This window comes from Variovorax boronicumulans (assembly GCF_030812215.1).
Taxonomy (GTDB): domain Bacteria; phylum Pseudomonadota; class Gammaproteobacteria; order Burkholderiales; family Burkholderiaceae_C; genus Variovorax; species Variovorax boronicumulans_C.
This window is the reverse complement of the sequence record NZ_JAUSSG010000001.1, coordinates 794,910-812,790: the sequence shown is the minus strand read 5'-3', so window position 1 is coordinate 812,790 and position 17,881 is coordinate 794,910. Positions and strand designations below refer to the sequence as shown.

At 67.9% G+C, this 17,881-nt stretch carries 19 protein-coding genes; 6 read left to right on the top strand and 13 right to left on the bottom strand.

Annotated elements, in window-relative coordinates; all coding sequences use genetic code 11:
- Positions 1-10: 10 nt before the first annotated feature.
- From J2W23_RS03785 to J2W23_RS03770, 4 genes are read right to left on the bottom strand one after another with little or no spacing between them, the layout of a single operon-like run.
- Positions 11-1,210, bottom strand: coding sequence for an ABC transporter substrate-binding protein (locus J2W23_RS03785; RefSeq protein WP_307647733.1), 1,200 nt, complete (start codon positions 1,208-1,210; stop codon positions 11-13).
- Positions 1,211-1,233: 23 nt separating this feature from the next.
- Complete coding sequence (locus J2W23_RS03780) at positions 1,234-2,271, bottom strand: branched-chain amino acid ABC transporter permease (protein ID WP_307647732.1); 1,038 nt, start codon at positions 2,269-2,271, stop codon at positions 1,234-1,236.
- Entirely contained in the window at positions 2,271-3,149 is an 879-nt protein-coding gene (locus J2W23_RS03775; protein ID WP_307647731.1) for a branched-chain amino acid ABC transporter permease, read from the bottom strand. Before J2W23_RS03775 ends, J2W23_RS03780 begins: the two co-directional genes overlap by 1 nt.
- Positions 3,149-4,009, bottom strand: coding sequence for an ABC transporter ATP-binding protein (locus tag J2W23_RS03770; RefSeq protein ID WP_307647730.1), 861 nt, complete (start codon positions 4,007-4,009; stop codon positions 3,149-3,151). The genes J2W23_RS03775 and J2W23_RS03770 overlap by 1 nt, the downstream gene beginning before the upstream one ends.
- Positions 4,010-4,148: 139 nt before the next feature.
- On the opposite strand from J2W23_RS03770, the gene J2W23_RS03765 reads away from it, so the two are divergent.
- The 3 genes from J2W23_RS03765 to arfB are packed head-to-tail and all read left to right on the top strand — an operon-like array spanning position 4,149 to position 6,513.
- Positions 4,149-4,847, top strand: a complete 699-nt coding sequence (locus tag J2W23_RS03765; protein ID WP_307647729.1) for a TetR/AcrR family transcriptional regulator — start codon at positions 4,149-4,151, stop codon at positions 4,845-4,847.
- A 48-nt stretch (positions 4,848-4,895) separates the two neighbouring features.
- The gene (locus J2W23_RS03760; RefSeq protein ID WP_307647728.1) at positions 4,896-6,080 is read left to right on the top strand and encodes an acetyl-CoA C-acyltransferase family protein; all 1,185 of its coding nucleotides are present in this window, start codon (positions 4,896-4,898) and stop codon (positions 6,078-6,080) included.
- A 25-nt stretch (positions 6,081-6,105) separates the two neighbouring features.
- Entirely contained in the window at positions 6,106-6,513 is a 408-nt protein-coding gene (arfB, locus tag J2W23_RS03755) for an alternative ribosome rescue aminoacyl-tRNA hydrolase ArfB (protein WP_307647727.1), read from the top strand.
- Here arfB and J2W23_RS03750 read toward each other — a convergent pair.
- Positions 6,482-7,009, bottom strand: coding sequence for a hypothetical protein (locus J2W23_RS03750; protein WP_307647726.1), 528 nt, complete (start codon positions 7,007-7,009; stop codon positions 6,482-6,484). The genes arfB and J2W23_RS03750 overlap by 32 nt on opposite strands.
- 107 nt (positions 7,010-7,116) lie before the next feature.
- On the opposite strand from J2W23_RS03750, the gene J2W23_RS03745 reads away from it, so the two are divergent.
- A complete protein-coding gene (locus J2W23_RS03745; RefSeq protein WP_307647725.1) occupies positions 7,117-7,701 on the top strand; it encodes a DUF3299 domain-containing protein in 585 nt (194 codons plus the stop codon).
- 10 nt (positions 7,702-7,711) lie between these two features.
- On the opposite strand, the gene J2W23_RS03740 is transcribed toward J2W23_RS03745, so the two are convergent.
- From J2W23_RS03740 to J2W23_RS03725, 4 genes are all read right to left on the bottom strand, one after another.
- Positions 7,712-8,596, bottom strand: coding sequence for a LysR family transcriptional regulator (locus tag J2W23_RS03740; RefSeq protein WP_307647724.1), 885 nt, complete (start codon positions 8,594-8,596; stop codon positions 7,712-7,714).
- Between the two features lie 11 nt (positions 8,597-8,607).
- Positions 8,608-10,326, bottom strand: coding sequence for a SulP family inorganic anion transporter (locus J2W23_RS03735; protein WP_307647722.1), 1,719 nt, complete (start codon positions 10,324-10,326; stop codon positions 8,608-8,610).
- A gap of 83 nt (positions 10,327-10,409) precedes the next feature.
- On the bottom strand, positions 10,410-10,850 hold the full coding sequence (locus J2W23_RS03730; protein ID WP_307647721.1) for a DUF2501 domain-containing protein: 441 nt from the start codon (positions 10,848-10,850) through the stop codon (positions 10,410-10,412).
- Between the two features lie 91 nt (positions 10,851-10,941).
- Positions 10,942-12,294: a M20/M25/M40 family metallo-hydrolase gene (locus J2W23_RS03725; protein WP_307647720.1), complete on the bottom strand. Its 1,353-nt coding sequence runs from the start codon at positions 12,292-12,294 to the stop codon at positions 10,942-10,944.
- 128 nt (positions 12,295-12,422) lie between these two features.
- On the opposite strand from J2W23_RS03725, the gene J2W23_RS03720 reads away from it, so the two are divergent.
- A complete protein-coding gene (locus J2W23_RS03720; protein WP_307647719.1) occupies positions 12,423-13,322 on the top strand; it encodes a LysR substrate-binding domain-containing protein in 900 nt (299 codons plus the stop codon).
- On the opposite strand, the gene J2W23_RS03715 is transcribed toward J2W23_RS03720, so the two are convergent.
- The 4 genes from J2W23_RS03715 to J2W23_RS03700 form a co-directional block, all read right to left on the bottom strand.
- Positions 13,323-14,537: a beta-ketoacyl-[acyl-carrier-protein] synthase family protein gene (locus J2W23_RS03715; RefSeq protein ID WP_307647718.1), complete on the bottom strand. Its 1,215-nt coding sequence runs from the start codon at positions 14,535-14,537 to the stop codon at positions 13,323-13,325.
- Positions 14,534-14,776: an acyl carrier protein gene (locus J2W23_RS03710; RefSeq protein WP_013540572.1), complete on the bottom strand. Its 243-nt coding sequence runs from the start codon at positions 14,774-14,776 to the stop codon at positions 14,534-14,536. The genes J2W23_RS03715 and J2W23_RS03710 overlap by 4 nt, the downstream gene beginning before the upstream one ends.
- 96 nt (positions 14,777-14,872) lie before the next feature.
- On the bottom strand, positions 14,873-15,583 hold the full coding sequence (locus J2W23_RS03705) for a phosphatase PAP2 family protein (RefSeq protein ID WP_176658426.1): 711 nt from the start codon (positions 15,581-15,583) through the stop codon (positions 14,873-14,875).
- A gap of 95 nt (positions 15,584-15,678) precedes the next feature.
- Positions 15,679-16,527, bottom strand: coding sequence for an AraC family transcriptional regulator (locus J2W23_RS03700; protein ID WP_307647717.1), 849 nt, complete (start codon positions 16,525-16,527; stop codon positions 15,679-15,681).
- A gap of 89 nt (positions 16,528-16,616) precedes the next feature.
- Between J2W23_RS03700 and J2W23_RS03695 the strand changes: the two genes are divergently transcribed.
- Entirely contained in the window at positions 16,617-17,867 is a 1,251-nt protein-coding gene (locus J2W23_RS03695) for an MFS transporter (RefSeq protein WP_307647716.1), read from the top strand.
- The last annotated feature ends 14 nt before the right edge of the window (positions 17,868-17,881 follow it).

The window sequence follows — 17,881 nt, the reverse complement described above, 5'->3', positions numbered from 1 at the left end:
GGTTCATGGCTCAGTTCAGCGAGATCCAGTCCGAGGCCGGCACCATCTTCTGCGCCTTCATGTCGGCCTTGTAGACGCGCCCGACCGGAATCGAGTTGCCCTTGATGGTGATCGGCGTGCCGATGATCCCGCCCGTGTCGAAGTCCTTGATGGTGTTGAGCGAGGCCTTCAGGTTCTTGCCGTCCAACGGCTTGCCCGCGTCGAGGGTGCGCTTGGCTGCTTCCGTGAACAGCATCGCCGTGAGAAAGCCCTGCGTGTAGGCCGTGCTCTGGTACTCGGGGCGCAGCGCCCGGATCTTGTCGAGCATCGGCGCCTTGGCCGAAGTGTCGTAGTAGTAGCGGTAGGGCATCACGCCCATGAAGCCGTCGGCGCCTTCGCCCATCTTCATGACGGTGGAGCTGTCCATGGTCCAGAAGGTGCCCATCCACTTGCTGGTCATGCCCATCTGCTTGCCCTGCTGCACGAACTCGGGAATGGGCGCGAGGATGTAGCCGTGGAAGATGGTGTAGTCGGGCGCGGCGCGGCGCAGCTTGATGACCTCGGTCGACACGTCCACGCTGCCGGCCGGCGTCATGAGCTTCACCGGCACCGTGAGGCCGAGCTTCTTTGCGGCGGCTTCGCTGGCTTCGATGGGGTCGCGGCCGAATTCGGAATCGGAGTACACGAAGGCCACCTTCGCGCCCGGCTTTTCCTTGGCGATGTGGCGCAGCAGGATGCCGATCTGCTCGGTGTAGTCGGGGCCGACCAGAAACTGGTTCGGGTACTTGGCCGAGTCGTTGAGCTCGGTCGCGAAGGAGGCGCCCGCCATCAGGATCTGGCCGCTGCGGTCCAGCTCGGGGTTGATGGTCTTGGAGAAGCCGGTCGAGTCGCCGTAGTAGAGGTTGACCTTGTTCTGGCTCGTGATCTTCTTAAAGGCCGCGACCGACACGTCGACCTTGTAGCCCGTGTCTTCCGGCACGTAGCGCAGCTTCCGGCCCTTGATGCCGCCCGCGTCGTTGACGATCTTCACGTAGTCGGCAATGCCGGCGTTGATGCCGACGCCCGCGAAGGCGAACACGCCGGTCATCGGTATCGAGCCGCCGATGACGATGTCCTCGGTGCCTTGCGCGTTCGCGAACGGTACGGCGGCGGCGAGACCCGCGGCGATCAGCAGCGCACGGCGGTATTGGGAAAGCTTCGGTGTCTTCTGTGTCTTCGGTGTATTGGGCATGCTTGTCTCCTGATGGAATGGGCTCAGTTGCGGAACGGCCATAGATGGAAAAAGCGGCGTATGCGCCGCCACACTTCTGCGAGCCCGTGCGGCTCGAACACCAGAAATCCGACGATCAGCAGCCCGAACACGACGGTGCGCACGGGCGAGAGGAACACCGTCATCTCGACACCGCCGGGCAGCAGGTCGACGATGAGCTTGAGCAGCTCGGGCACCATCGTCATGAACACCGCGCCGAAGATGCCGCCCAAAATCGTGCCCATGCCGCCGACGATGATGGCCGCGAGGAAGAAGATCGACATCAGCAGCGGAAAGCTCTCGGGCGTGACCACGCGGAAGAAGTAGGCCCACAGCCCGCCCGCCACGCCCGCGTAGAACGACGAGAGCCCGAACGAGAGCAGCTTGTAGCGCAGGAGCGGAATGCCCAGCACCTCGGCCGAGATGTCGCGGTCGCGGATCGCGATGAAGGCCCGACCCACGCGGGTGCGAAAGAGGTTGGCCGCGCCCAGCACCATGAGCAGCATGACCGGCACGATCACCCAGTAGAGGCGGAATGACGTATCGAGCGGCAGGCCGAAGAACTGCGCCGGCGGCAGCGAGATGCCGGTCGTGCCGCCCGTGAGCTTGAGGTTGGCGAACAGGAAGTGCGTGATGAACGAGGCTGCGATGGTCGCGATGGCCAGGTACAGGCCTTTCACGCGCAACGAGGGAATGCCCACGATCAGCCCGCCGAGCATGGCGACCACGCCGCCCGCAAGGATGTTCAGCAGGAAGGGCGTGCCGAGCCGTGTCTGCATGATCGCGACGGTGTAGGCGCCCAGGCCCATGAACGCCGCTTGCCCGAGGCTCACCAGGCCCGTGTAGCCGGTGAGGATGTTCAGGCCGGTGGCGCTCGCCACGTTGATGGCCACGAGGCACGCGAGGTACAGCCAGTAGTCGCTGGCCATGAACGGAAACAGCACCAGCAGCGCCGCGCCGATCGCGAGCCACACCTTCTGGGTGCGCGAATCGAACAGCGCCGCATCCGCGACATAGCTTTGCTTGAGCGTGCCGATGCGCATCAGAGTCTCTCGATCTCGTGCGTGCCGAAGAGCCCGTAGGGCCGCACTATCAGCACGAGCACCAGCACGATGAAGGTGGCGAGCAGCTTGTATTCGCCGCCGAGGTACGAGCCCGCCAGCGCTTCCACCAGCCCGATGAAGACGCCGCCGACCAGCGCGCCCAGCACGCTGTCGAGCCCGCCGACGATCACCACCACCAGCACCGACAGGCCGAACACCCCCATCGACGACGAGATGCCGCCGATGGCGCCGACGATGATGCCGGCCACGGCCGCGATCATGGCCGAGGCCACCCATGCGAGCGAGAACACGCGCGGCACGTTGATGCCCATCGAGTACGCCGCCGCCTGGTCCGAGGCGGTGGCCCGCAATGCCACGCCGCCGCGCCAGAAGCGGAACAGCAGCAGCACCATTCCGATCAGCACCACGGCGATGAGCGCGCCGTAGGCGATCTTGGGCGCGAGGAATGCATCGCCGACCATCACCGGCGCGTTCGGCAGGAACTCGGGCAGGCGGCGCTGGTCGGCGGTCCAGATGATCTCGACCAGCCCCACGAGGATCGATGCGAGCCCGACCGTCACCATGAACACCGAGATCGGCGGCTCGCCGAGCAGCGGGCGGATCATCGTGCGCTCGATCACCGCGCCCAGAAGCCCGGTGCCGATCACCGAGCCCAGCACCGCGAGCCAGATCGGCAGCGAGAAGCTCGCGGCGAACGCGAAGAACAGGTATGCGCCGACCATCAGCATCTCGCCGATGGCGATGTTGACCACGCGCGTGGCCTTGTAGACCAGCACGAAGGCGAGCGCGGCCAGCGCATAGAGCCCGCCGCCCGCGATGCCGGTGAGCGCGATCTCGAAGAGGTAGGCCCAATCCATCAGGCGACTCCTGCCGTGGCTTCGCCGCGCAGCCGCCGCCGCAGTTCGCCGACATCGCCCGCACCGAGGTACGCGCGAATCACCTCGGGGTCGGCCTGCACCTCGGCCGGCGTGCCCTGTGCGATGACCTGGCCGAAGTTGAGCACCACCACGTGGTCGGACAGGTCCATCACCATGCCCATATCGTGCTCCACCATCAGCACCGTGATGCCCCATTCGCGCCGCACGTCGAGGATGAAGCGCGCCATGTCTTCGGTCTCTTCGCGGTTCATGCCGGCCACGGGCTCATCGAGCATCAGCACCTTGGGTTGCATGGCCAGCGCACGGGCCATCTCCACGCGCTTCTGCAGGCCGTAGGGCAGGGCGGCGACCGAGGCGTGGCGGATGTGGTCGATCTCCAGGAAGTCGATGATCCGTTCCTCCACGTCGCGGCGCAGTTCGGCCTCTTCGCGGCGCGCACGGCCCAGGTAGAAGAGCGCGTCGAACACATTGGTCTTCAGGTGCACGTGGCGGCCGAGCTTGATGTTGTCGAGCACCGTCATGCCGCGGAACAGCGCGATGTTCTGGAAGCTGCGTGCGAGGCCGAGCGCCGCGCGCTTCGGCGCCGGGAGGCGGGTGATGTCCTTGCCCTCGAACAGCACGCGGCCCTCGGCCGGCTTGTAGAAGCCCGAGATGGTGTTGAAGAGCGATGTCTTGCCCGCGCCGTTGGGGCCGATCACCGCGGTGATCGAGCCGGGCGCCACGCCGAAGCCCACGTTTGTCAGCGCCTTCACGCCGCCGAATGCGAGCGTCAACGCGTCCACCTGCAGCACGGTGGAGGCAGGGGCGGAGGAGGCGTCCCGTGAAGGCTCGTCAGGCATGGCTAAGAGGAGGGCGCTAGGGTCAGGGTTTGTGTCCAGGGGCAGAAAAGCTACTGGCCCGTAAAATTCCTACTGGCGGGTAATGTCACAGTTCGCCGCATGGCGCGGCATCCGGACTTTCCCCGCCCGCAGAAACCCGATGCCTCCCATGCCTCGCCAAGCCTCCTCCGCACTTCGCCAGACCATCCCTTCCTCACCCTGGGAGCCCGCCGACAAGCGCGCGCAGCAGCGCGAGGTCAAGCGCAATGCCGTGCTGCAGACGGCGGCCCAGCTGTTCAACGAGCGCGGCTTTCACGCGACCTCGCTCGACGACATTGCCGAGCGGCTCAACGTGAGCAAGCCCACGCTCTACTACTACGTGGAGAACAAGGACCAGATCCTGCTGGAGTGCGTGAAGACCGCGCTCGACCTGATGCAGGCCGGCATCGGCGAGGTGCGCGCCGCGGGCGGCAGCGCCATCGACCAGCTCAAGGCCTGCATGCGCATCTATTCGAGCGTGGTGACGCAGGACTTCGGCATGTGCGTGATCCGCATCGGCGAAGACCCGCTGCCCGCGCCGCTCAAGAAGGAACTGCGCCGCCTGAAGGCAGGTATCGACGGGCAGTTCCGCCGGCTCATCGAAGACGGCGTGGCCGAAGGCTCGCTCGCGCCCTGCGACCCGAAGATGGCGGCCTTCATGCTGGCCGGTGCGCTCAGCTGGATCGGCCGCTGGTACCGCCCGGACGGCGACCTCACACCCGACCAGATCGCCGACCAGGGCATCGAGCTGCTGCTCAACGGCGTGCTGCACCGTCCGGCCGCGGTGCGCCGCAAGCCCGCCGCGGTGAAGCCCAAGTGACCGGCCACTGCGCCTGAACCGATTTTTTCAATCCAGGAGATCCACACCATGACCTCACGCGACATCTTCGTGGTCGGCACCGCCCGCACCGCCATCGGCACCTTCGGCGGCGCGCTGAAGGACGTGCCCAACACCCAGCTGGCCACCACCGCCGTCAAGGCCGCCATCGAACGCAGCGGCGTCGCGGCCGACGCCATCGGCCACGTGGTGATGGGCAACGTGATCCCCACCGACGTGAAGGACGCGTACCTGAGCCGCGTGGCCGCCATCGACGCGGGCTGCCCCATCGAGACCCCGGCCTTCAACGTCAACCGTCTCTGCGGCTCGGGCCTGCAGGCCATCGTGTCGGCGGCGCAGGCGATTGCGCTCGGCGACTGCGACATCGCCATCGGCGGCGGCTCCGAATCGATGAGCCGCGGGCCGTATTTCGACACCTCGGCCCGCTACGGCGCGCGCATGGGCGATGCGGTGCTGGTCGACTACATGCTGGGCATCCTGCACGACCCGTGGGAGAAGATCCACATGGGCATCACCGCCGAGAACGTGGCGGCGCGCTACGGCATCACGCGCGAGCAGATGGACGAACTGGCTGTGAGCAGCCAGCAGCGCGCAGCAGCCGCGATTGCGGCGGGGCGCTTCAAGGCGCAGATCGTTCCGGTCGAGGTGAAGACGCGCAAGGGCGTCGTGCTGTTCGACACCGACGAGCACGTGCGCGCCGACACCACGGTCGACACGCTTTCCAAGATGAAGCCTGCGTTCAAGAAGGACGGCCTCGTCACCGCCGGCAATGCCTCGGGCATCAACGACGGCGCCGCTGCCGTGGTGCTGGCCGAGGGCGGTCGCGTGAAGGCGCTGGGCCTGAAGCCGCTGGCGCGCCTCGTCGGCTACGCGCACGCCGGCGTCGAGCCCGCGTACATGGGCATCGGCCCGGTGCCGGCGACCCGCAAGGTGCTGGAGCGCACCGGCCTGAAGGTTGCGGACTTCGACGTGATCGAGTCGAACGAAGCCTTCGCGGCGCAGGCCTGCGCGGTCATCAAGGAGCTGGGTTTCGATCCGGCCAAGGTGAACCCGAACGGCTCGGGCATTTCGCTCGGCCATCCGGTGGGCGCGACCGGCGCGATCATCACCACGAAGGCGATTGCCGAGCTGCACCGCACGGGCGGGCGCTATGCGCTGGTCACGATGTGCATCGGCGGCGGGCAGGGCATTGCCGCCGTCTTCGAGCGCGTCTGAGCGCGTTCAGGGCACACTCGCGGGCATGCTGCGCCCACCCCTCCTGATCGATCCCGACGAAGTCGAGATCAGCGCCATCCGGGCGCAGGGCGCGGGCGGGCAGAACGTCAACAAGGTATCGAGCGCGGTGCACCTGCGCTACGACATCCACGCGAGCTCGCTGCCCGCCGATGTGAAGGAGCGGCTGCTCGCGTTGCGCGACAGCCGCATCACGCAGGAAGGCGTCTTCGTGCTCAAGGCGCAGCAGCACCGCACGCAGGAGATGAACCGCGCCGATGCGCTCGCGCGCCTGCAGGCGGTGATCGACACCGTGGCCACGCCGCCGCGCGTGCGGCGCGCCACCAAGCCCACCTATGGTTCGAAGCAGCGCCGGCTCGAAGGCAAGAGCCAGCGTTCGCAGATCAAGAACTTGCGCGGACCTGTGAGGGACTGACCGGCTTGTCGCCGCGCAGCCGCTTGATCTGCAGCGTCACGCCGACGAGGTACAGCACGCCGAGCACCGCGGTGATTGCCTTCAGCTCGGGGGCTTCGGCGTTGGACAACAACGGCGCGCCGAGCGGGAGCCGCGTCAGCGTTTCGGTGAAGGCCGGGATCCAGTGGAAGAGAAAACTCGCCGAATAGGCGATGGCCTCGATGTAGCGCGAGTTCTTGCCGAGGCTGCCCCGGCCGGCCAGCGCGCCCACCGCGAGCGCGACCAGCGTGATGATGCCCAGCGCATGCGGCTTGCCGAAGCCGCCATGCTGGAAGATGCCAAAGCCGGTCAGGCAGGTGAGCACGGTGGTCCAGACGAAGACCTGGCCCCATCCGGTGCGGAGGGTGATTTCCTTGTGGCGCAGCAGGGCGACGATCCCCGCGAAGACGGCGATCAGGCTGATCGCGGTGTGAACAATGCCGAGGGACGTGAGTCCCAGCCATCCGGTCGGTGCCATGCGGATCTCCTCGATATCGTGGTGCGGCATTCTGGCGCGAGGTCGTCCATTTGTGAAATTTGTCCCGCTTTACGCGTCTGAAACATCTCCCAAGCAAAATCGTGGTCATGAGAAGGTTCTTTTCGCTTGGCCTGCTGTCGGCGTTTCTGTTGATGCCGGCTGCTGCGCTGCTGACCGGATGCGGTCCGGGCTCTGCGGCGCCGGGCGCGAATGCGACCCTGGCCTCGGCCCCGGAGCTCAAGTGGGAGGAACTCATCCCCAAGAGCTGGGACCCGACCAAGCGCTACCGCAACATCAGCCTGGAGGCCCTGCGCGACAACGACCCGCGCGCGATCCAGATGCTGGACGAAATGCGCGCCGTCTGGGACAACGCGCCGGTCAACGTGGCGCTCGACGGCACCGCGGCCAAGCTCGCCGGCTTCGTGGTGCCGCTCGACAGCACCCAGGACGGCATCCGCGAATTCCTGCTGGTGCCGTACTTCGGCGCCTGCATCCACACCCCGCCCCCGCCCGCCAACCAGATCGTGCACGTGATCGCCGACCAGGCCTTCAAGGGCCTGCATGCAATGGACACGGTCAAGGTCAGCGGCATCCTGAAGGCCGCGCGCTACGCCTCGGCGGACATGGGCGTGAGCGGGTACGAGATCAAGTCGGCGGCAGTGGAGCGCTTCGTTCCGGCCCAGCCGAAATAAGCGCCCGCATTCACGTCATTCGCTGCGACAGGAAGTCGAGGAACGAAGTGATCCGCGCCGACAGCTGCGTGTTGCGGTAATACACCGCGTTCACCGGCTGGCGCACATCCACCGTTTCCTTCGCCAACACCTGCACCAGCGTGCCGCTCGCGCGGTCGGCGGCGGTCATGAAATCCGCGAGACACACGATGCCCGCACCGGCGAGTGCGAGCTGGCGCAGCGTTTCGCCGCTCGATGCGGCGAGCGTCGGCACGACGGGCCATTCGTCGCCATGCGCCCCGCGCAGCGGCCAGCGGTTGAGCGACTCGGGTTGCGTGAAACCCAGCAGCGCGTGATCGGCCAGTTCGGCGGCGGTGCGCGGCTTGCCGTGCGCCTCCAGGTACGCCGGGCTCGCCAGCACCCGCAGGCGGTGCGTGCCGAGCGGCCGCGCATGCAGCGTGGAATCGCGCAGCGGCCCGATGCGGATCGCGATGTCGGTGCGGCGCTCCAGCAGGTCGATGGGCAGGTCGTCGGTGTCCAGCTCCAGGCTGATCTGCGGGTAGAGCTTCCGGAATTCAGGCACCAGCGGCACGACGGCGTGCAGCATGAAGGGCGAGGCGGCGTTCACGCGAAGCCGGCCGGCCGGCTGTTCGCGGCGGGCGGCCATCTGTTCTTCGGCGTCGTCGATCGCATCGAGGATCGCGCGGGTGCGCTGCAGGAAGGCGGCGCCTTCCTCGGTGAGTTCGAGGCGCCGGGTGGTGCGGCGCATCAGCGTGGTGTCCAGCTTCTGCTCGAGCCGGCTCAGTGCGCGGCTGATGCCCGAGACCGTGTGGCCGAGCTGCTCGGCCGCGGCGGTGATCGAGCCGGTGTCCACCACCGTGCGAAACGCGACCAGTTCTTCGATGGTGGTTTTCATGGGGACCGTGTTCAGCCTGCGGTCTCGGCCTCTATCGGCACGTCGATGCGCGGCATCAGCGCGGCGAGCGCCTCGCCGTCGGTGCGGTAGCTGAAGAGCATCGGCCCCGGAGCGAGCAGGCCGGCTCGCTCCAGCACCTGCATCGCGGGCAGCTTGAGGCCGCTCAGGTGCAGGCGCACGCCCTTGGATTCCATCATCCGGCGGATCGAGCCGAACACTTCGGCGCCGGTGATGTCGATGCGGTTGATGGGCTGCGCGAAGAGGCACACATCGGTGAGGTCGGGGCGCTCGGCCAGCGCCACGGTGAGCGCGCGTTCGAGCGTGGAGGCCGAGGCGAAGTCGAGCTCCGCGTCCATGCGCAGCGCATAGAGCTGCGGCGCGAGCGGCGGCAGCTTCCAGAGGTTGCGGTCGCGCAGGCTCCCGTCGGGGTGCAGGCCCACTTCGATGATGCGCGGATGCAGGTGCCGGTACATGTAGTGCGCCATGCTCGCGAGCAGGCCGCCGAGCACGCCCCAGTAGATGCTCGGCGCGGTCGCGATGGTCAGCACGAAGGTGCCGAAGGCGATGCCCGCCTCGATGCGCGAGATGCGCCACAGCGCCGTGAAGCTCGCGGGCTTCACCAGCCCGAGGATGGCCGTGACCACCACCGCGGCCAGCACCGCCTGCGGCACGTGGTACAGCAGCGGCATGAGCCACAGCAGCGCACCGGCCACCACGACAACACTGAAGAGCGTCGCCCAGCCGGTCTGCGCACCCGCATAGAGCGTGATGGCCGAGCGCGAGAACGACGAGCTGGTCGGAAATGCGCCCGTGAAGCCCGAGGCCAGCTTGGCCAGGCCCTGGCCGATCAGGTCCTGGTTTTCGTTCCACAGCGTGCCGGCGCGCGCGTTGTCGACCTTGGCGCTGGAGGCGGTCTCCAGGAAGCTCACCAGCGTGATCATCAATGCGGGCAGCACCAGCGCGCTGAAGGTGCTCAATGGCAGCAGGCCGGGCCAGTAGAAAGAGGGCAGGCCCGAAGGCAGGCTGCCGACCACCGCACCGCCGCGCAGCGCGTAGTTGATGCCCCAGCTGATGGCGGCCGCACCGGCCACCAATGCCATCGTGGTCGGAAAACGCGGCAGCAGTCGCTTGCCCAGCCACAGCACCGAGATGCTGCCCAGGCCGAAGGCGATGGCCACGAGGTCGGGCAGTGGCCCGCCCTGCAGCACCTGGGGAATCGTGCGGCCGGTGAAGCCCAGCAGCGACGGCAACTGCGAGATCGCGATCAGTACCGCCGCGCCCTGCGTGAAGCCGATCAGCACCGGCGAATTGACCAGCCGCAGCAGCCAGCCGAAGCGCCCCGCACCCAGCACGATCTGGATCGTTCCCGACATCAGCGTGAGCCACACCGCCATCGCCACCCATTCGTCGCTGCCCGCCACCGCAAGCGGCGCGAGTGAGGCGCCGACCAGCAGGCTGGTGAGCGCCGTCGGCCCGACCGACAGCCGCTGCGACGAACTGAACATCACCGCGATCAGCGCGGGGAACAGCGCCGCGTAGACGCCCGTGACCAGCGGCATGCCGGCCAGCGCCGCATACGCCACGCCTTGCGGAATGACCATCAGCGCCACGGTGATGCCGGCCATCGCCTCGCTGCGCAGCAGCCCCGCGGAAGGGCGGGGCCATGCAAGACAGGGAACCCAGCGCGCGAGGCGCTGGCGCAGGGAGGTGGGTGAGGCAGCCGGGGTCATGAAGTCGTTTACGGGCGCACTGGGAGAGACGGCAAGCACATGCGCGGTGCGCCGCGCGGAGGCAATGCGGGGCCGCTGTCAGGTCAGATCAGCGATGTGGCGTTCTTGAGCACGTAGTCGCAGGCCTTTTCCTTCACCTTCGACGACAGGATCTTCATGTTGAGCGTCTTGCCGTCGCCGCCCTTCAACAAACCTTTCGCGCCGCTTTCGAAGTTTTTTTCCTGCTGCTTCTGGCCGGTGATCTTGGCCAGCAGCTTGTCTTTCACCGAGGCCGCATCGCCGCCGAGGTAGTTGTTCTTCACGCAGTACTGCAGCACGCCGGCGGCACTGCCGATGGTGCTGGAGCCGATCGATGGCATCTTGAAGCCGAGGTTGCCGAGCGCGGAGCTGGTGGTGGAGTTGCCGCCTTGCGCGCTGGCCGCCGCGCCGGCTTTTTCCTTCAGTTGGTCGAGCAGGTCGTTGGCCTGCGCCGAGGCGCCTGCGGCAAGCAGGGCCAGGGCAATGAGTCTGGAGCGAGCATGCATGGGGGTCTCCTTGGAAAGCGAAGGGGAGAAGCGCCCACCAGCATACCGGAGAGTCCCGGGTGTTTCCGGGGGCATCGCCCCGGGGCTCGTGCTAGTTCTTGCGGGGCGGGCGCTTCTCCAGCAGCGGTTCGCTGGTGCCCTGAACCCCGACCAGCCCCAGCACCGTCACGAGCGAGTTCTGCGCGCCCTTCCAGCCATCGGTCACGTCGATCCATTCCGACAGCGCGTGGAAGCCGCCCGTCTTGCCGCCGGCGCCGATGATGATGGCCGGGATGCCCAGCGACATCGGCACATTCGCGTCGGTGCTCGCGCCCGTCAGCAGGGTCTTGTGGCCGAAGGCGCTGTTCGCGCGCGTGGCCGCCTCGACGATCACCGTGTCGGACTGCGTGCGGCCGCCCGGCCGGTCGCCGATCAGCTTGCGGCTCGCGCTCAGCGTGGTCACGTTCCAGCGCTTGTTCTCTTCCTCGACCGCTTCGTCGATGGCCGCGAGGATCTTTTTCTCGGTCTCCAGCAGCGGTGCCATTTCGTCCGACCGGATGTCGATGGCCATGCGTGCGTCCGGCGCGATGGTGTTGACCGAGGTGCCGCCACCCACCGTGCCGACGGTGAAGGTGGTCTTGGGGAAGGTCGGCGTGCGGACTTCGGCGATCTTCGCGATCGCGCGGCCCATGCCGTGGATCGCACTGGGCACCTGGCCGAACGCACCGAAACTGTGGCCGCCCGGGCCCTTGAAGGTGACCTCGTAGCGGTGGCTGCCTGTGCCCAGCATCAGCACCGTGCCATCGGGTGCCGGTTCGAGGCCGACCATGCCGTCGATGTCCAGGTGGTCGCGAAAGATCGCCTTGATGCCGCGCAGGTTGCCCAGCTCTTCCTCGCCGACGTTGCCGACGATCAGGAGGTCGCCCACGGTCTGGATCTTGTTGTCGTTGAGTACCTTGAGCCACGACAGCAGGACGGCGAGGCCGCGTGTGTCGTCGGAGATGCCGGGGGCGTAGAGCTTGCCGTCGCGCTCCTTCACTTTCACGTCGGTGCCCGCGGGGAACACGGTGTCCAGGTGCGCGGAGATCAGCAGCTTCGGGCCGTTGCCCGTGCCCTTGCGCAGGCCGACCACGTTGCCTTCGGCGTCGATCTTCGCGTCGGTGAGGCCCAGCGCCTTCATGCGCGCAAGGAAGACTTCGGCACGTTTCTGCTCCTTGAAGGGCGGCGCTTCGATCTCGGTGAGCATCTTCAGGTCTTCGACCGAGCGCTCGTGATCGGCCTTCACCGCATCGAGCAGCTTCTGGATCGCGGGGGCTGCCATCAGCTGCGTGTAAGCCTTGTCGATCTCGGGCCGGACCTGCGTGGGCGTGGCCGCCACGGCGGCGTTCTGGGCCTGGGCGAGCCCGGCGGTGCAGGCGAGGGCGAGGACGATCGGGGCAAGGCGGAATGACGCGGAGCGAGGCATGGCGGTGGGTTGTCCTTGAAGGTGAAGAGGGCGCGGCCGACGCGGCGCCGTCAGCAATTCTTAGGGGCAAGTGAGGCGCTTGCTCTGGTTTAATCTTTGGCCTTGTCAGTTTTTCTTACGAGACCGCCATGCGCCGCCACATTCCGAGCACCCGAGCGCTCTTGATCTTCGATGCGGTGGCCCGCCATCACGGCGTAGGCAAGGCGGCCGAGGAGCTGTGCCTCACGCACAGCGCGGTGAGCCAGCAATTGCGGCTCCTCGAATCGCAAATCGGCGTGCGGCTGGTGCAGCGCACCGCGCGCGGCACCGAGCTCACCGATGCCGGGCGCCGCTACCACGGCCAGATCGCAGGCGACCTGATGCGGTTGCAGAACCACACGCTCGAAGCGATGGCGCAGCGCGTCGACGGCCTGCGCCTGATCGTCGGCGCGGTGCCTGTGCTGGCGGAGGGCTGGCTCACGCCGCTGCTGCCGCAGTTCATCGCACGGAACCCGGGCTGCAGCTTGCATCTGCAGGTGTTTCCGACCGATCTCTACATGGCCGACATGCCGTTCGACGTGGGCGTGCAGTACGACGACGCGGTGTGGCCCGGCGCCGATGCGCGGCCGCTGATGGGCGAGTTCTGTGTGGCCGTGTGCTCTTCGCGCGCGAAGGGCCGGGCCGCGATGGCGCGCGGCGACTTTCGCGCCGCGCCGCTGCTCCAACTGCGCACGCGCATGGGCGCGTGGGAGGAATGGTTCGCGCAGACGCCGCACGCGCAGCCGCCCGAGAACCTGGTGGCGGGGCATCGCTTCGATCTGTTCTCCTCGCTGGTGGCGGCGGTGCGGGCCGATCTCGGCGTGGGGCTGGTGCCGCTGTACTACGTCGAGCGCGAACTGCGTTCGGGCGAGCTGCAGCTCGCATGTGCGCACCGGGCGCCGTCGAGCCGCGGCTACAGCGTGTTCATGGCGCCGAACCGCACGGCCGATCCGCTGGCGGAGGCGTTCGTCGAATGGCTCTGCGAGGCAGGGCGCGCGTCGCAGCCTTGATCAGTCTGCGCGGCGGAAAAGCAGCACCGAGTTCGTGCCGCCGAAGGCGAAGGAATTGCTGATCGCCGCTTCGAGCGCCGGTGCGGCGGTGTCGTCCTGCGTCACCAGGGTCATGCTGCAGGCCGGATCGATCTCGCTGCAATTCGCATTGGGCGGCAGTTGCCGGCGATGCAGCGCGAGCACCGTGATCAGTGCCTCGATGGCGCCCGCCGCGCCGAGCATGTGGCCGTGCAGCGCCTTGGTGGAGCTCACGCGCAGGCTGTCGAAGTCGTCGCCCCATACCTCGGCCAGCGCATTGCGCTCGACCACGTCGCCGATGCGCGTGGCCGTGCCGTGCGCGTTGCAGTAGCCCACGTCGCGCGGTTGCAGGTCGGCCTGTCGCAGTGCCTGGCGCAATGCGCGCGCCTGGCCGGGGGCGTCGGGCTTGGTGAGATGGGTGGCATCGCTGCTCAAGCCCCAGCCGGCCAGCTTGGCGTAGCTGCGGGCGCCGCGGCGGCGTGCGCGCTCGGCGGATTCGAGCACCAGGAAGGCCGCGCCTTCGCCGAGCGCGAAGCCGCTGCGGTCGCTCGCGAACGGCCGCACCGCGCCGGCCGCTGCGCCGGGCTGGAAGGTGGCTAGCGTCTGCATCGCCTGCCAGGCCAGCACCACGCCCGGCACGATCAGCGCTTCGCTGCCGCCGGCAATGGCGATGTCGACCTCGCCGCGTTCGATCGCCTTGGCGGCTTCGGCGATGGCGACGGACGACGACGCGCAGGCGACGGAGTAGGTGAGCACCGGGCCGAGCACGCCGTTGCGCATCGCCACATGGGCCGCGGGCGCGTTGGGCATGAAGGCCGGAATGGTGAGCGGCGACACGCGGCCGTTGCCGCGATAAGCCGCTTCCAGCGCAGCCGCGCCGCCCATGCCGCAGCCGGCGTAGATGCCGACGCGCTCGAGATCGGCATCGGCCAGGGGCTGGTTCGCATCGCGCAGCGCAAGGTCGGCCGCGGCCACCGCGAGCTGGCTCACGCGGTCGACGCCGGCGAGCTGCAGCTTGGTGAACCAGCGCGTCTCGTCGAAGGCCACCGTGGCTGCGGCGGCCGGCTTTGGCAATTCGGGAAAGACGGGCCGGATGGCCGATCGGGCCTGCAGCAGCGCGTCGAACAGCGCGCCGGGCTCGTCGCCATGAGGCGCCATGACGCCCAGCCCGGTGACGGCAACCTCGTGGCGGTTCACGCTGGCTTCGCGGCCCGGACCTTGTCGACCAGCTGCGCGAGCTCGGCCAGCGTGTCGATGCTCGCGTCCTCGTCGGGCATGGTGATGCCGAAATGGTCTTCGATGGCAAAGAGGAATTCGGCCAGCGCCAGCGAATCGAGACCGCCGGTTTCACGCATCGAGGCGTTGGGGTCGAGCTTGGACGGTTCGATGCCGTACTTCTCGTGAATCAGGTCCTGCAATTCCTTCAGCGAACTCATCGTGCGATGCCTGTCGTCTTGTGCCGCCGTTGATCGATGGCAGCCCTTGCGGGGTGTGCCATGGGGTCGATCCCTTCCTCGCTCGGCCTGTGTTGGTCAGTGATGACCAATGATATCCGCTCCGACCGGAGGGGAATCCCCTGGCAAACGCCTGCCCGGCCGCCAGCGCAGCGACGGCAGTGCGAACGCCATGCCGAGCAGCGCGCCCGCCACCACGTCCAGCACCACATGCTGCTTGACCGCCAGCGTCGAATAGGCGATGGCGGCGAACCAGGTCCAGTTGACGATGCGCAGCACCACGGGCGTGCGCGCCTGCCGCAGCAAATGCTCGATCCACAGGGCCGTGAAGATCGCGACCGCCACGTGCATCGACGGGCAGGCATTGCCCGCCGCGTCCACGCCCTGCAGCATCGCGAAGCCGGGATAGCCCGACACATCCATGGCCAAAGGCGGTATCTGGGTCGGCCAGAAATAGAAGATGCCCAGGCCGGTGATGCACAGCCCCCCGATCCACAACCCGTAGACCACCAGTTCGCGAAAAGTCAGCTGCAGCCCGGGCGCAAGGCCCACGTAGACCCAGAGCGAGAGGTATGCGCCCAGCGTGTAGGGCTGGAACGGAATCAGGTGGTCCAGCGCCGTGAGCGGCATCACCGCGACCGGAAAGGACGGGTTGCGCAGCAGGTGGAAGTAGCCGATGAAGAACAGCCAGGTGAAGGCCGTGGTCCCGACCGCCTTCAGGAGGAAGTGGCGGCGAATGCGCAGGCCGATGTCGGCGGTCCAGGTCTGCGGTCGGGGAGGCAATGCCATGGGCGAATCGATGGGAGGTCCGTGGTTCTTCGGGCCCGCCGATCTTGCCAGAGCGTCGTGAAGCCCCAGCGCCCCGAAGGTCCGGGCAGCAAGGTTCAGGCCGCGATGGCCGAGCGCTTCTTGTGCTGGAACGAGGTCGGCGAGCGTCCCGTGGCTGCCTTGAACATCGCGCAGAACGCGCTGTCGGTGGCATAGCCGCTGGCGGCCGCGACCTGGCTCACCGCCATGCCGCGCGCAAGCAACGGCAACGCATGCGCCATCACCGCCTGCTGGCGCCATTGCTGCCAGCTCATGCCCAGCTGGTCCCGGAAAAGCCGCGCCACCGTGCGCTCGCTGGCGCCGATGGTGGCTGCGCGCTCGGCCAGCGTGGCGCGGTCGGCGGGGTTGCGCAGCAGCGCCTCGCACAGCTGGCGCAGGCGCTTGTCGGTGGGCAGCGGCACGTCGATGCGGATCTGCGTGGCGCGTTCGATCTCGTCCACCAGGAGCGGCGCGATCATGCGCTCGCGCTGCGGCGCCTGCGGGTCGGCGGGCGGCATGCCGTCGGGCGTGGTGTCCAGCGCGAGCATCAGGGCGCGCATCAGCGGGCTGATCTCGAGCACCTCGCATTTCTCCCACGAGGGTGCGAGCCACGCGTGCAGGTAGATGGTGCGCAGCTCGGCGTCCTCGATGAGCATGATGCTGTGCGGCATGTTGGCCGGCACCCAGAGCGCGCGCGAGGGCGGCACGATGTAGCTGCCGTCCTCGGTGCTCAGGCGGATCACGCCGCGCGTGGAGAAGGTGAGCTGCGGCCACGGATGCTGGTGCAGCTCGACGAAGGTGTCGGCGCTCAGGAAGTGTTCCTTGGCGCGCAGCGGGCGCACCGCGTCGGGTGCGAAGAGGTGCGGCGTGAGCGAGGCAACGCTGGTGACCGGGGCGGGAAAGGAGGAGGAAGCGGTGCGTGGCATGGTTTCGACAAATGTTGTCGCTGTATCGCCATTCTGCCGCGCCCCGCGCGCATAGCATCGGTGCCTGCCCCGGTTTTTTGTAGCAATCCATGTCTTCCCACGCGACCACCACCTCCCCAGCGAGCTCCCTGCGCTCCGACGCGAAGCTCATCGGCCTCGTCGGCCTGGCCCACGCGATCAGCCACTTCAGCCAGCTCATCCTGGCGCCCCTGTTCCCCTGGCTCAAGGACGCGTTCAACGTGAGCTACACCGAACTGGGCGCGGTGCTCACCGTCTTCTTCGTGGTCTCGTGCATCGTGCAGGCTGCCTCGGGCTTCATCGTCGACAAGCTGGGCCCGCGCCCGGTGCTGTTCGTGGGACTCGGCGCGCTCGGCCTCGCCGCCTTCGGCTATGCGATGGCGCAGAGCTACTGGATGCTGCTGGTGTGCGCCGTGGTCGGCGGCATCGGCAACGGCGTGTTCCACCCGGTCGACTACACGCTGTTCAACCGCAAGGTCGCGCCCACGCGCCTGGGCCATGCCTACAGCGTGCACGGCATCACCGGCAGCCTGGGCTGGGCGCTCGCGCCAGCCTTCGTGGTGCCGATCGCCATTGCGTTCTCGTGGCGCGTGGCGCTGGCCTCGGCGGGTGCGGTCGCGATCGTGGTGCTGCTGGTGCTGTGGGCGTACCGCAGCGTGCTCTCGCTCGACGTCGCGGCCGTGCACAAGGCGACGGGGCAGGGCGAGCCGGCGCCGATCGGTGGCGAGTTCGATTTCCTTCGCATCCCGGCCGTGTGGATGTGCTTCGGTTTCTTCTTCTTCTATGCCGCGGTGATCAGCGTGGTGCAGACCTTCGCGCCGGTGGCCGCGGGCCATCTGCATGCGGTGCCGGTGGCGCTGGTGGCGGTGTGTCTCACGGTCTACATGGTGGCGAGTGCGGCCGGCATGGTGGTGGGCGGCTTCCTTGCCTCCGACCCGTCGCGCTGCGAGCGCATCGTGGGCGCGGGTTTCGGCATCGCGGCGGCGCTTGCGCTGGTGCTGGCCTTTGCCCAGTTCCCGCCGATCCTCGTGCCGGTGCTGTTCGGCGCGATGGGCTTTGTCTCGGGCGTGGCCGGTCCGTCGCGCGACCTGCTGGTCAAGCGCTCGACGCCGCCCAACGCCACGGGCCGCGTCTACGGCGTGGTGTACGCGGGGCTCGACATCGGCCAGGCGCTCGCGCCGCTGGTGTTCGGCCGCCTGATGGACCACGGTCAGTACACGAGCGTGATCGTCGGCCTGGCGCTGGTGCAGGGCGTGCTGATCGCGAGTGCGTTCAACGTCACCCGGGTGCGCCGCACGGCGCTGGTGCCGGCTTCGGCCTGATCCTTTCTCGGCCC